This window comes from Propionivibrio limicola (assembly GCF_009469695.1).
Taxonomy (GTDB): domain Bacteria; phylum Pseudomonadota; class Gammaproteobacteria; order Burkholderiales; family Rhodocyclaceae; genus Propionivibrio; species Propionivibrio limicola.
This window is the reverse complement of the sequence record NZ_SSSR01000016.1, coordinates 57,737-71,145: the sequence shown is the minus strand read 5'-3', so window position 1 is coordinate 71,145 and position 13,409 is coordinate 57,737. Positions and strand designations below refer to the sequence as shown.

The 13,409-nt window shown below is 62.5% G+C and carries 13 protein-coding genes; 4 read left to right on the top strand and 9 right to left on the bottom strand.

The genetic code is table 11. The annotated features are described in order from the left end of the window. From GH659_RS15160 to GH659_RS11285, 5 genes are all read right to left on the bottom strand, one after another. Nucleotides 1-88 (bottom strand): NADP-dependent isocitrate dehydrogenase (locus GH659_RS15160; protein WP_211364216.1); only part of this gene is annotated, 88 nt, incomplete at its 3' end. 197 nt (nucleotides 89-285) lie between these two features. Next, nucleotides 286-795: a YkgJ family cysteine cluster protein gene (locus GH659_RS11300; RefSeq protein WP_153111508.1), complete on the bottom strand. Its 510-nt coding sequence runs from the start codon at nucleotides 793-795 to the stop codon at nucleotides 286-288. 46 nt (nucleotides 796-841) lie between these two features. Beyond that, nucleotides 842-1,552, bottom strand: coding sequence for a YXWGXW repeat-containing protein (locus GH659_RS11295; RefSeq protein WP_153111507.1), 711 nt, complete (start codon nucleotides 1,550-1,552; stop codon nucleotides 842-844). A 117-nt stretch (nucleotides 1,553-1,669) separates the two neighbouring features. Further along, nucleotides 1,670-2,326: a response regulator transcription factor gene (locus GH659_RS11290; RefSeq protein ID WP_153111506.1), complete on the bottom strand. Its 657-nt coding sequence runs from the start codon at nucleotides 2,324-2,326 to the stop codon at nucleotides 1,670-1,672. Beyond that, nucleotides 2,323-4,692 (bottom strand): PAS domain S-box protein, encoded by a 2,370-nt coding sequence (locus GH659_RS11285; RefSeq protein WP_170285877.1) that lies wholly within the window; start codon nucleotides 4,690-4,692, stop codon nucleotides 2,323-2,325. Before GH659_RS11285 ends, GH659_RS11290 begins: the two co-directional genes overlap by 4 nt. 222 nt (nucleotides 4,693-4,914) lie before the next feature. Between GH659_RS11285 and GH659_RS11280 the strand changes: the two genes are divergently transcribed. Together GH659_RS11280 and GH659_RS11275 are read left to right on the top strand one after the other, a co-directional pair. Further along, nucleotides 4,915-5,151 carry a DUF2934 domain-containing protein gene (locus GH659_RS11280; protein ID WP_153111504.1) on the top strand — a complete coding sequence of 79 codons (237 nt, stop codon included), beginning with the start codon at nucleotides 4,915-4,917 and terminating at the stop codon, nucleotides 5,149-5,151. Nucleotides 5,152-5,213: 62 nt separating this feature from the next. Next, on the top strand, nucleotides 5,214-5,522 hold the full coding sequence (locus GH659_RS11275) for a hypothetical protein (RefSeq protein WP_153111503.1): 309 nt from the start codon (nucleotides 5,214-5,216) through the stop codon (nucleotides 5,520-5,522). Between the two features lie 53 nt (nucleotides 5,523-5,575). Here the strand turns inward: GH659_RS11275 and GH659_RS11270 are convergent, their stop codons facing one another. From GH659_RS11270 to gdhA, 3 genes are all read right to left on the bottom strand, one after another. Next, nucleotides 5,576-6,454, bottom strand: coding sequence for an AEC family transporter (locus tag GH659_RS11270; RefSeq protein ID WP_153111502.1), 879 nt, complete (start codon nucleotides 6,452-6,454; stop codon nucleotides 5,576-5,578). 205 nt (nucleotides 6,455-6,659) lie between these two features. Next, complete coding sequence (gene pyrF, locus GH659_RS11265; protein WP_153111501.1) at nucleotides 6,660-7,475, bottom strand: orotidine-5'-phosphate decarboxylase; 816 nt, start codon at nucleotides 7,473-7,475, stop codon at nucleotides 6,660-6,662. Between the two features lie 128 nt (nucleotides 7,476-7,603). Next, complete coding sequence (gene gdhA, locus GH659_RS11260; protein ID WP_153111500.1) at nucleotides 7,604-8,947, bottom strand: NADP-specific glutamate dehydrogenase; 1,344 nt, start codon at nucleotides 8,945-8,947, stop codon at nucleotides 7,604-7,606. A gap of 231 nt (nucleotides 8,948-9,178) precedes the next feature. On the opposite strand from gdhA, the gene GH659_RS11255 reads away from it, so the two are divergent. Together GH659_RS11255 and GH659_RS11250 are read left to right on the top strand one after the other, a co-directional pair. Then, nucleotides 9,179-9,916: a general secretion pathway protein GspB gene (locus GH659_RS11255; protein WP_153111499.1), complete on the top strand. Its 738-nt coding sequence runs from the start codon at nucleotides 9,179-9,181 to the stop codon at nucleotides 9,914-9,916. 1 nt (nucleotide 9,917) lies between these two features. Continuing rightward, nucleotides 9,918-11,513 (top strand): ExeA family protein, encoded by a 1,596-nt coding sequence (locus GH659_RS11250; RefSeq protein ID WP_153111498.1) that lies wholly within the window; start codon nucleotides 9,918-9,920, stop codon nucleotides 11,511-11,513. Between the two features lie 61 nt (nucleotides 11,514-11,574). On the opposite strand, the gene GH659_RS11245 is transcribed toward GH659_RS11250, so the two are convergent. Then, the gene (locus tag GH659_RS11245; RefSeq protein ID WP_246167819.1) at nucleotides 11,575-13,392 is read right to left on the bottom strand and encodes a glutamine--tRNA ligase/YqeY domain fusion protein; all 1,818 of its coding nucleotides are present in this window, start codon (nucleotides 13,390-13,392) and stop codon (nucleotides 11,575-11,577) included. Nucleotides 13,393-13,409: the final 17 nt, after the last annotated feature.

Below are 13,409 nucleotides of genomic sequence, written 5' to 3'. Positions count from 1 at the left end.
TGAACGCCTGCACGATCGGCAGCAGCGAATACGTCGCAAGGGCCGGCGCTTCATCAATCTCGGTCCAGATAATTTTGGATGTAGCCATAAACGTCTCCAATTTAAGAAGTAGAACTAAAAAAACTGATGCGAATCAAGCTGTTCAACGGCGATTGGTCTAGCCAAGGCCTCTGTTGGGAGCTGCATGATAGGAGGGAAAAAAACATCCGGCAAATCGAATATCAGGAAGCTATACATCGATCAAATCGATGTGTCGGATGCGATGGGGGCGGATTGTACGCTGGATCAGGCGGCAAAACTCTCTGTGATCCATTCCGAAAACCATGCTGTCAGCGCACGGGTTTCGCCGAGACTGGCGAGCCGATGGTCGATGGCGTCCTGGTTGCCCCAGACGACATCGGTCAGAGCGCCCGCGGCGACGCTTGCTTCGATGTCGTGGCAATACAGTCCCGAACCGCGTTGCACGTAAAACCCATAGGTACGGCAGGCGATGGGGCGCTCGGCATAGACCGGGCAGGCGCCGGTAGCCCGGTCGAGCAATGGGCAGGTGAATGGGCGGGACGACTGGTGCGCCAGACTGACCATTCTGGCGCCGATGTCCTGCAACTGTTGCGCCGGCAGTGCGGACAGCCCGGCGCGCAGCAGATTCCATTCCTCCGCCGTCAGTTGGGGAATTTGCGCGAGTTGCCGGCAACAGTTGTCACAGCCTTTGCTGCACAGCCATTCGCGACGGTGTTCACGGATGGCCTGGACACGCGCCTCGATGTCGGCGTGGAGGTCGGAGAGAATGGTCATTTCTTGTGCGTGTTCTATGGTGCGTTGAAGGCGGCGATCCGGTCGGTCAGCGTTTGTCCTTGTCGTCGGAATCGCGGCGCTCGGAACGACGGTGATCTCTTTGTTCTCTTTCTTCGCGCTTTTCCGATGTGTTTTGCTCTCTGCGCTCCTCGCGGGTGTTCATTTTGCGCTCTGGTGCGGGGCGGGCGTCGCGTTGTCCGTGCGGTGGTTTTTCACGGTTGTCGTGATCGAAGCGCGGTGCCGTGTGGGCGTCGGCAGGTCGCCGACGGTCGGGCTCGAATCTTGGGATTGGGCCACCTTCGCGATCCGTGCGCGGGGCCGGGCGCGGTTCAAAGCGCGGTATCGAATTCGGTTCGGGAGGGCGCCGCATGTCGCGTTCCGGTGTCGGCATCGGATGGGGGACGGCACGTGGCGCCGGACGCGAACCCGGGGCGTGTTCCCAGCGCCCGCCGTTTTGCCGCCAGCGGTCGCCATCGCGCTCCCAGCGGTGCGGCACCCAGCGATAGCCCGGGCGCGGTGCTTCCCAGCGGCCGGGCACCCATTCGTGACGGTGTCCGGTCCATATCCAGGCGCCACTGATCCAGATGTAGCCGGTGACCGGTGGCGTGCCGATATATTCAACCCGTGGCGGGGGCGGGGCTACGACGACGGTGTCATCATAGTAGTAGGCGCCGCTGGTGTGTGCCGGGGCGACGACGCAGCCGCTCAAGAGGGTCGTGGCGGCCAGAAGGCCAATGGCGAATGCGCGTGTTTTCATGTTGATTGTCCTGTTGCTGAAATGGCAAAGCCAATAACGGCTAAGACAGTAGGTGGCGGACTTGCGCGCACGATCTTTACAAACTGTTGCGATTCCCGGCGCGGCACGTTGTTGTCGTCATTCTGCCGATGACGCGCCGCCGTTGGCGCCGGCCTCGTTGTTGAGCCCCCAGCTGGCGGCGAGTTGCGCGAGTTCGAGCATGTTGGCCGCCCCGGTTTTTTGCAGGATGCGCGAGCGGTGGATCTCGACCGTCCGGTAGCTGATGCCGAGCTGTTTGGCGATGCCCTTGTTGGTGTTCCCGGCCAGGGCCAGCATCATGACTTCATTCTCCCGTTGCGTCAGTTGTTGCAGGCGTTGGCGTTCGCGTGCCAGCGTCTGCTGCTGGCAATGCCGCGCCTGATCGCTTTGCAGCGCCGCTTCGACCCGTTCGAGCAGTTCCGTGCCGTTGATCGGTTTGGTCAGGAAATCCTTGGCGCCGGCCTTGATGGCGCGGACGGTCATCGGAATGTCGCCGTGCGCGGTCAGGAAAATGACCGGCAACTGGCTGCCGCGCCGTACCAGTTCGGCGTGCAGTTCCGGCCCACTCATCTGCTTCATGCGTACGTCGAGAATCAGGCAGCCGGGACTGTTCTCCCGGCCGGCGGCGAGGAACGATTCGGCGCTGTCGTGGCATTCGACCGCATGGCCGGCCGTTTCCAGCAGCAGACTCAGACTGTCGCGAATCGCCGGATCGTCATCGACGATGAAAACGGTAGGTGTCGTGGCTTGGCTCATGCGGCAAATGGAAGAGTGAAGTGGAAACTGGCCCCGGCGCCGGCTTCGGAATCGACCCACAGCTGGCCGCCGTGGGCTTCGATGATAGCGCGACTGATGGCCAGCCCCATGCCGAGTCCTTTCGGCTTTGTGGAGAAAAACGGTTCGAAGATGCGGTGCAGTGTTTGCCGGTCGATGCCCGGACCGCGGTCGGTGATGGTGACCTGCGCCATGACGTCATCGGCGCCGGTGCGCACGGTGACGGTAATCGCCTGGGCGCTGATGCCGGCTTCGCGCATCGCCTCGATGCTGTTTTCGATCAGGTTGACCAGCACCTTCTCCACCTGCAGGCGGTTGGCGGTCACGGGCGGGAGCGCGGGGTCGAGTTCAAGACGGAAATTGGCGGTGCTGAAGCCATCCGCCTCGATCCGCACCAGAATGTCGCGCACGAGCGTGTTCAGGCAGAGCAGCTCCGTCTGTACCTCGTTCTGGTTCATGAAGGCCAGCAGTTCGCGCACGACACGTCCGGCGCGCTGTGCCTGTTGGGCGCTGTTTTCAATGGCGTGGATCAGTTTTTCCGGGCGCGGATTGCCGACGCGCAACAGGCGCAGCGCCGCCTCGGCGTAGGAGGCGACGGCGTTGAGCGGCTGGTTGAGTTCGTGCGCGAAAGCGGCGGCGGTCTGGTTGGCGACCTGGAAGCGGGTGAGGTGCTCCATTTCCGCATGCATCGCCTGCAGGGCGGCCTCGGTGCGCTTGCGTTCGCTGATGTCCTCGATGACGGTGATGAAGTAGTCCGGCGAGCCGTCGGCTTTGCGGGTGAGCGCGACGGTCAGGTTGGCGTAGATCGTGCTGCCGTTCTTGTGGATGTAGCGTTTTTCGGCGACGAGCGTTGGAGTTTCGCCGGCGAGCATGCGCTGCACCAGCGCCAGGCTGGTCTCGATGTCGCCGGGGTGAGTGATGTCCGCGAATTTCTGGGCGAGAAGTTCCTGCTGGCTGTAGCCGAGGATTTCGCAGAGTTTCTTGTTGACGCGCAGCCAGCGTCCGTCTGGCGCGACATGGGCAATGCCGACCGCCGCCTGTTCGAAGGTGGCGCGAAAGCGGGCTTCGCTTTCCTGCAACGCGGCCGCCGCTTGTTTGCGTTCGCTGATGTCGCGCAGGAAAACGAAAAAGCGGCCGCCCGCCGCCGCCCAGTAGGAAGCGTTGACTTCGACCGGCCAGCGCTCGCCGCTTTTCGTCCGGTGCCAGGTTTCGAACAGATCGCTGCCGTTTCGCCGGATGTTGCCGATGTGGCAGCCGACTTCCGGAGACGATTCCCGAGCCTCAAGCGCCGCGATATTTTGGCCCAGCAGTTCTTCCCGGCGGTAGCCGGAACGGCGCACGTAGGCTTCGTTGACGGCTAGCAGGTAGCCGGCATCGTCCACCATCCAGAAGCCGTCCGCCGCTGTTTCGATGACGGCGCGGTATTGCTCTTCGCGTTCGGCGAGCGCGGTCTCGAACGTCTTGCGCGCCGTGATGTCGTTGAGCAACGCGATAAGCAGGCCCGGGTTCCCATTCTCGCCGGGAAGGAGTGAGACGAATTTCTCTACCCAGACGCTGCTTCCGTCCTTTCGGACATAGCGGTTCTCGATGTCGAAGTGGGACACTTCGCCGGCCTTGAGGCGTTCGACTTCGATCAGGTTGGCTTCCCGGTCGTCCGGGTGGACGAGTGACGAGAAAACTTTTGAGCGCAATTCCTCTTCGCTATAGCCAATGAGCTGGCAGAAGGCCGGGTTGCATTGCAGGAAGCGGCCACTTTGGTCGCCAATCGAGATGCCGATCGGGGCATATTCGTAGATTCGCCGGAAGCGCTCTTCGCTGTGACGCAAGGCTTCTTCGGCGCGCCACCGTTCGGAGATGTCGCGCACGATCGAGAGAAAGAGATGCTTGCCGCCGGTTTCATGGCAGCCGACGTGAATTTCGACCGGAAACGCTCGGCCATCCTTGCGCCGGTGGTGGCCATATAGTCGCCTGGTCATGCCCGGTTTGAGGGCGTGGTTGATTTCCAGAATGGCCGCCAGATCGAGGTCCTGCTCGAAATCCGGGATCGACATCGCCAGCAGTTCCGTCTTCGTGTAGCCGAGGCTGTCGCACGCCCGTGCATTGACCTCGACGACGCGGCCCCCGCAGTCGCTGACGAACAGCGCATCGGGCATGGCGTGGTCGATCAGCGGTCGATAAAGGCTTTCGCTCAGTGGCTGCCTGCCAACCGCGGGCCTGTACTGATATCGTTCTTCGGCCAAATTTCTCTCCCTGACCTGCAATGCCGGCTGGCGGTTGAACAAGAGATGCCACGCGGCGCAGCGCCATGGCGTCGGAAACTTCGGAAACGGGTGGCGAAAGTAGAGCATCGCGCCTCCCCGGTCAATGCGTTGGCGCCACTTTTTCAGGCGTACGTGCGATCCCCTATACGCAGTGACACGTATTGCCGCTCGGCTACGGGTTGATAGTTTTGACGTGTTCGGGACGGTTCGCCGGACGTTGGGCGGCTTGGCGTGGACAGCCTGCTTTTCCCGGTCAGCGTGCCGATCCACGGACATTCCAATCGATAAAAAACCACAAGGGAGCATGGCATGACAACGGTAACGACAACGACCGCCAGGAAAACGAAAACCAGAGCCAAAACCGTCGCAAAGATCGAAAGCGCGCCGACGCAGCCCGCTCAGCCGCAGGAGAATATCGCTCAGCGCCTGGCGGCGATCGCAACCGCCGCGTACTACAAGGCCGAAGAGCGAGGCTTTATTACCGGCTTTGAACTCGATGACTGGCTGGCGGCCGAGATGGAGTACGAGGCGGCCGTGGCAGCTTGAAGTCGACGAAGGCGTTGATTATCCTGAAAAAATAGTCGGCATCAGTTTTGGGAGTGTTGCCAATGACGAACTACGGTAACTTGGCGCGATTGAGTCCGTCGCCGGAAATCAGGTCGCTGGAAAGTCTGGACTCCCCGGAGGCGATCCAGATGGCGCTGGAGCGCGTCGCCAACAGCTACGGCAAGACGACCTCGATCATGCCGTTGCCTCTCTCCAAGGACGATGATGGCGATCAGTGCGGCTTTCTGGTCTGCTTCGAGAATACGCAGGATGCGATGACCGCCTCGCGAACCTGGCGCTGCCTGCAGTTCGGGTTTACCTCGGTCATCGTTTCCCTGCGCTGCAACGGCCAGCCTGGCGAGAGTGCCTAGCCGCGTTTGAGCCGCGGCCTTTCCCCGGCGCGGCCGCTACGCGTACCGGGGAGTTACAACGCAATGTAAAGCGCGAGCGGGACGGAGACGAGCGACAGGAGGTGGCCGACGACCACCATCGCGGCGACCTGTCCCGGTTCCTGCCGGAAACGTTCGGCAAAGATGAAGTTGAGGATGGCCGGCGGCAGCGCGGCGTAGAGCAGCAAGATGCCTTGCAGCGGCGGCGCGAGCGGCACCAGCTTGATGAGCGGCAGTGCCACCGCCAGTCCGGCGATCGGTCGCAGAAAGGCGCCGAAAATTCCGACGCTCCAGCGGTCGACGCGGAAGCTGGCAAAACCCACCCCGAGCGAAAACAATCCGAGCGGAATGGCCGGTTCGCCGAGCATCCTCATGCTCGTCGCCAGCCAGGGCGGTAGCGCCAGCCCCATGGCGCTCATGCTCACGCCGGCAATCATGGCCCAGATCATCGGGCCTTTCAGGATGCCGCGCAGGCTGGCTTTCGGGTCGCTGATGCGGATGCCGAGCGTGAAATGGCTGAGGCTGTAAATCATGAAGACGGCGATAGCCGGCGGCAGCATTTCCGGGCCGAAGGCAAACAGCGTCAGCGGCAGGCCCATGTTGCCGGTGTTGCTGAAAATGATCGACGGCACGAAAGCGTGCGGGTTGTAGCCCATGAATCGGGCGACGCCCCAGCCGATCAGCCCGGTGCCCGCCACCATCGCCGCACCACAGGCGACGAGCGGCAGAAATTCCAGGATGTGGAAGTCCTTGGAGGCCATCGACGAGAAAATCAGCAGCGGAAACAGCAGGTCGGTGCTGAGCAGGTTGATCCACGTCATGTCCGGCTTGCGCAGGCGGCCGTAGGCGTAGCCGATGGCGGCGACGAAGAGGACCGGCGTGATGATGCCGATGATGCGGAGGGCGAGTTCCATGGTCGTGTCCGATGGCTGCGGTGGCCGGGCGGGGTTGTGTATTGCCGGCGCCCGGCGGGGTGGGGGCTAGTAGTCAGTCATGTTGAAGCGCATGAATAGATGCCTCACCACCAAGACACCAAGAGCACAAAGATTCACCAAGAAAACAGGGTGTTAACTTGGTGCTCTCTTGGTGCCTTGGTGGTTCGCTTTTTCCGTTGACTGACTACTGGCGGTACTGGTTGATCGAGTCGCGTGTTGCCAGCGCCGCCTTGCGGGCTGCGTCGGCAAAGTCTTCGCTCTTGTCGGCGTAAAGGATGGCGCGCGAGGAGTTGATCATCAGGCCCGTTCCGTTTGCGGTGCGGCCGGCGTTAACCGTCGCTTCCACATCGCCGCCCTGCGCGCCGATGCCCGGCACGAGCAGCGGCATGTCGCCGATCAGTTCGCGGACGCGGGCGATTTCACCGGGGAAGGTGGCGCCGACGACGAGCGCGCACTGGCCGGCCGTGTTCCACTCCTTGGCGACGAGTTCGGCGACGTGTTCGTAGAGCTTCTTGCCGCCCACATCAAGGAACTGCAGGTCGCTGCCGCCGGGGTTCGAGGTGCGGCAGAGCAGGATGACGCCCTTGTCCGGGTAGGCGAGGTACGGATCGACCGAATCCTTGCCCATGTACGGATTGACCGTGATCGCATCGGCCTGATAGCGCTCGAAAATCTCGATGGCGTACTGGTCGGCGGTGCTGCCGATGTCGCCGCGCTTGGCGTCGAGGATGACCGGGATGCCGGGGTGCTTCTCGTGAATGTGAGCGATCAGCGCTTCGAGCTGGTCTTCGGCGCGGTGCGCGGCGAAGTAGGCGATCTGCGGCTTGAACGAGCAGACGAGGTCGGCCGTGGCGTCGACGATGCTTTTGCAGAATTCGAAAATGGCGTCCGGCGTGCCCTTGAGGTGGGCCGGAAATTTGGCCGGATCGGGATCGAGGCCGACGCAGAGCAGGGAATTGTTCGTTTGCCAGGCGGCGTTGAGGGACTGGATGAAGGTCATTGGCTTTCCTTGGCAGGTGGGCGATTGGGGAAAACCGCTATTCTCGCATCGACGCGTCAGGCTTTGGAAATGAAAACGGCCGGGAGGTCATCCCGGCCGCAAGGCATGGTGATTGCCCGTGATGCGCGTTAGACGATGCCTTGCGCGATCATCGCGTCGGCGACCTTGACGAAACCGGCGATGTTGGCGCCGGTGACGTAGCTGACGGTGCCGTCCGGACGGCGGCCGTGCAGGAGGCAGTCTTCGTGGATGTCGCGCATGATGGTGTGCAGTCGGTTGTCGACTTCGTCGCGCGTCCAGGAGAGGCGCATCGAGTTCTGGCTCATTTCCAGGCCGGAGGTGGCCACGCCGCCGGCATTGCTGGCCTTGCCCGGTGCGAACAGGACGCCGTTCTGCTCGAACAGCTTGGTGGCTTCGAGCGTTGTCGGCATGTTGGCGCCTTCGACGATGCAGGCGACGCCGTTCTTGATGAGGGCGGCGGCATCGTTCTCGTCGAGTTCGTTCTGCGTTGCGCAGGGCAGCGCGACGTCGACCGGCACATGCCACGGGCGGATGCCTGGATAGAACTCGGCGCCGACACGTTCGGCATAGTCGCTGACGCGTCCGTAGAGGCGATTTTTGACATCAAGCAATTCGGCCAGTTTTTCCGGCGTGAAGCCGCGTTCGTCGATGACCGTGCCGCCCGAATCGGAGACGGTGACCACCTTGGCGCCGAGTTGCATGGCCTTCTCGATCGCGTACTGGGCGACGTTGCCCGAGCCCGAGACGGAAACGCGCAGGCCGTCGAAGCCGCGACCCTTCTGCTTGAGCATTTCCTGCGCGAAGTAGACGACGCCGTAACCGGTCGCTTCCGGACGGATCAGCGAACCGCCGTAGCTCTTGCCCTTGCCGGTGAAGACGCAGTCGGTGCGGTTGCTCAGCTTCTTCATCATGCCGACCATGAAGCCGATTTCGCGTTCGCCGACGCCGATGTCACCGGCGGGAACGTCGGTGTCCGAGCCAAGGTGACGGAACATTTCGGTCATGAATGCCTGGCAGAAGCGCATGATTTCGCCGTTGCTCTTGCCCTTCGGGTCGAAGTTCGAGCCGCCCTTGCCGCCGCCCATGGGCAGCGAGGTCAGCGAATTCTTGAAAGTCTGCTCCAGAGCCAGGAATTTCATGATCGACAGGTTGACCGTCGGGTGGAAGCGCATGCCACCCTTGAAGGGGCCGATGGCCGAGCTGTGCTGTACGCGGTAGCCGCGGTTGACCTGAACTTCGCCCTTGTCGTCGGTCCATGGCACGCGGCAGACGATGATGCGCTCGGGCATGAGCAGCCGTTCGATCAGCGCATTCTCGGCGTAGTGCGGGTTTTTTTCGACGAATGGCCACAGGCTTTCCATGACCTCGGTAGCCGCCTGCAGATATTCAGGCTGGTGCGAGCTTTCCTCGCGAATGTGATTCAGGAAATCATCAAGCGATTTGTGCTTCAAGGTCGTCCCCTCGTCTAAGTGTTTTTTGGAAAGGTGATTATGCACAAATAGGAGGCGGTTTTGTTTTGTCTGCACCGAAAAAGTGCGGAAAGCGAAAATGGTGTTGGTTTTTGCACGATTTGGGTGCGTCTGGCGTGTCCGGGATTGCTTCTCTGTTTATTGCGTTTGCGAGAGCGTACGGTGATACTTTGTCGCCTTATTGTTCGTCAAAGTTCCATTGGGTGTCCATCCATGTCCTACATCCTTGAGGCGCTCAAAAAATCGAGCGAAGAACGGGCCCGATTGGCGTCCGGCCCGGCCATTCCGGACGTCATTCCACATGCGGCCGGCAACCGACGCATCGTCTTCCTGTCGAGCCGGTGGTTTTTCGTGGCTGTCATGGTTGTGGCGGCGGGTATCGCGCTCATGCTCGGCGCCGGGCATCAAGTTCGCAGATTCGGCGGGAATGCGTCGCAGGAGCCGCCGCTCGTCGCTGATGCCGCCGCTGGCGGGAAAGCGGTAGCGGTTCCCGGTGCACGCGCTTATGTGAGGGCTGCCCCGGTCGAGAAAACGCTGGCGAAGCAGGAAGTCGTTCCATCGGTTGAAGAAGCGAAGGCGGCAAACCATGCTGAACAACGCGCACCGAAGCCCGTCGAGAAGGCGCCGCCGGCCGCGCCAAAACCCGTGTCGGCGGTCGTGGCAGAGCCGGAGCCGAAGCCCGCGCGCCCGCTTCCCGTCGCGGACAATCCGTCTCCGGCGCCGCCAACTGCCCCCGAAATGCCGCCCGAACTCGCGAAGCAGATTCAGGCGATGCCCATCTCCGCGCATGTCTACTCCAACCGGCCGGCGGATCGCATGGTGATCCTCGACGGACGTGCCATGCGCGAGGGCGACACGCTGCCTTCCGGGCTGGTCGTCGAGCAGATTACCGCCTCGGGGATGACGTTGAACTACAAGGGCATTCGCACCAACAAGGCGGTCTTCCACTGATATGTATCTGAGTTTCTTTGGCCTTTCTGCGACGCCGTTCTCGATTGCGCCCGATCCCGGGTTCCTCTATCTGACCGAGAAGCATCAGGAAGCGCTGGCGCACCTGCTCTACAGCACGGCGCACCAGGGGGGATTTGTCCTGCTGACCGGCGAAATCGGCACCGGCAAGACGACACTGTGCCGCCATTTCCTGAAAGTCGTGCCGGAGCAGTACCAGACGGCCTTTATCTTCAATCCGAAAATCTCGTCGGAGGAGCTGCTGGCGACCATCTGCGACGAATTCGGTATCGAGCGACCGGCCGGCGTGACGAGTACCAAGCCTTTGACGGATCTGATCAATGCCCGCCTGCTCGACATCCATGCCGCCGGCAAGAATGCGCTGCTGGTGATCGACGAGGCGCAGAACCTGTCCATGGACGTCCTTGAACAGATCCGGCTACTGACGAATCTGGAAACGACCGAGCACAAGCTGCTGCAAATCATCCTCATCGGCCAGCCGCAATTGCGCACCTTGCTCGGCCGCGAGGAACTGCGGCAACTGTCCCAGCGCGTCGTGGCCCGTTATCACCTCGAGCCGCTCTCGATGGCGGAGCTGGCGAGCTATGTCCGGCACCGCCTCGTCACCTCCGGCGCGGCCCCGGAGCTTGCCGAGTCCTTGTTTCCGGCCGCCGTGCTCAAGGCGATTTACCAGCGTACCGGCGGCGTGCCGCGCCTGATCAACGTGTTGTGCGACCGCGCCCTGCTCGGCGCCTACGTTGAAAGCAGCCGCGTCGTCACCCGGCGCATTCTCGACAAGGCGGCGCGCGAAGTATTCGGCGACGATGTGTTCGGGCGGCGAACGGCCGGCTCAGGCTGGCGTTTCGGTGCGCTCGGTGCGGCGTTGGCGTCGATCGCGGCTGGCGTCGTGTGGTTGGTTTCCCCGCCGGTGGCGAGCGATCTGGCGGATTTCGTCGCCGGAAAAGAACCGCATCCTTTCATCGCGCGTGCGACGGCATCGCCCGACGACCGGCTGGAGGCTTCGTCGGGCGATGCGGCGATGGCCTTCCGGGCGCTGTTGCAGCGCTGGGAGGTGCCGGCCGAGGCGGTGGAGTCGATCTCCGACGAGAAAGAGGCGTGCCTCGTCGCGAAGAAGTACCGTCTGCGCTGCTTTTCTGCCGCGAACAAGGGCTGGCATCAGTTCCGCCAGCTCAATTCTCCCGCCGTGTTGACGCTGCGCGATGCCGATCAGCGCCCGTTTCATGCGCTCATCGAGGCCGTTTCCGGCGATCAGGCCAGTTTGATTGTTGGCGGCCAGCCGGTAAAGGTCAGTCTGCAACGGCTGGCGTTTTACTGGACCGGCGAGTTCACCGTGCTCTGGCAGCCGCCGCGCGGTTATGAGGACGATAGCCAGCTGACAGCCAAGGCGTTGGCGAAGCTGCAGAAGGAGCCGCCGCGCTGGGTTTACGAGGCGCTGGGGGCCTCTGAAAGCGCCGATGTGCCGCTTCGACAATTGGTCGCTCAATTCCAGCGCAAGGCCGGGCTTGCCGACGACGGGATCATCGGCGTGCAGACCTTGCTCATGCTTTCTCGGGCGTCGGGCCGTTCGCCGAGTCTGTAGGCGACGGCAAGCGGGATCAGCCCCTTCCGTCGCCGGCAGGGGCTTCAACGGTGAAGTGGCGTTACTTCGCCTTGCCCCACGAATCCTTCAGCGTCACCGTCCGGTTGAACACCGGCGCGCCATCCTTTGAATCGACGCGGTCGGCGACGAAGTAGCCGTGGCGTTCGAACTGGAAGCGGTCTTCCTGCTTGGCCTCTTTTAGCGCCGGTTCGAGTTGTGCGGTGATGACCTGCACGCTGTCCGGGTTGATGTCGTCGATGAAGCTGTGCTCGAAACCTTCCGGATCGCCTTCGCGACGGGAACCGGGCGCCGGCACGCTGAACAGCCGGTCGTACAGGCGCACCTCGGCCGGGCAGGCGTCGGCGACGGACACCCAATGCAGGTTGCCCTTGACCTTGACGCTGTCGGCACCCGGCGTGCCGCTCTTGGTGTCGGGCAGGTAGGTGCAATGCACGGCGACGACGTTGCCGTTTTCGTCCTTGTCACAGCCGGTGCATTCGACGACGTAGCCATGGCGCAGGCGCGCCATGTTTCCGGGAAAGAGGCGGCGGAAACCCTTGCTCGGCACTTCCATGAAGTCCTCGCGCTCGATCCACAGTTCGCGCGAGAACGGCATGATGCGCGTGCCCATTTCCGGCTTGAACGGGTGGTTGTGTACGACGCACTCCTCGCTCTGGCCTTCCGGGTAGTTGTCGATGATCAGCTTCAACGGGTCGAGCACGGCGACGCGGCGCTCGGCCGATTCGTTGAGCACGTCACGCATGCAGTCCTCGAACAGCACGTAGTCGATCAGCGAATCGGCCTTGGAGACGCCGATGCGCTCGGCAAACAGATGGAAGCCGTCCGGCGTGTAGCCGCGACGGCGGGCGCCGACCAGCGTCGGCAGGCGCGGATCGTCCCAGCCGCTGACGTGCTTTTCCTCGACGAGCTGGATCAGCTTGCGCTTGGAGAGCACAACGTAGGTCAGGTTCAGACGCGAGAACTCGATCTGCTGCGGCACCGGGCGCTGCAGCAGGCCACCCTCGGCCAAGTGGTCGAGCAGCCAGTCGTAGAACGGGCGCTGGTCGGCGAATTCGAGCGTGCAGATTGAATGCGTGATGTTTTCCAGCGCGTCCTCGATCGGGTGGGCGAAGGTGTACATCGGATAGACGCACCACTTGTCACCGGTGTTGTGGTGCGTGGCGTGGCGGATGCGGTAGATCGCCGGATCACGCAGGTTGATGTTGGGCGAGGCCATGTCGATCTTGGCGCGCAGAATGTGGGCGCCGTCGGGGAATTCGCCGGCCTTCATGCGGCGGAAGAGATCCTTGTTTTCCTCGACGCTGCGCTTGCGGAACGGCGAATCCGTGCCGGCTTGCGTCAGCGTGCCGCGGCTGGCGCGCATTTCGTCGGCGCTCTGGCTGTCGACGTAAGCGTGGCCGGACTCGATCAGGTAGTCGGCGCACTTCGCCATCCAGTCGAAGTAGTTCGAGGCGTGGTACAGGTTGCTTTCACCGTCTTTCTCCCACGAGAAACCGAGCCAATGCACGGCGTCGATGATCGAATCGACGTATTCCTTGTCTTCCTTTTCCGGGTTGGTGTCGTCGAAACGCAGGTGGCAACGGCCGCCGTAGTCGCGGGCGAGGCCGAAGTTCAGGCAGATCGACTTGGCGTGGCCGAAATGCAGGTAGCCGTTCGGTTCCGGCGGAAAGCGCGTGCGGATTTTTGCCGGATCAAGCGCGCCGCCGAGTTGCTGGGCGCCGAGCCCCGGTTGCCCCGACCAGCGGCGCTGGGCGAATTTTCCGGCCGCCAGATCGGCGTCGATGATGTTGCGGACGAAGTTGGTCGCCGGTGCGGCGATGTCTTTATTTTCGATATTGTCTTTGTCGGGGGTGCTCACGGCGGGGTCCTTGATTC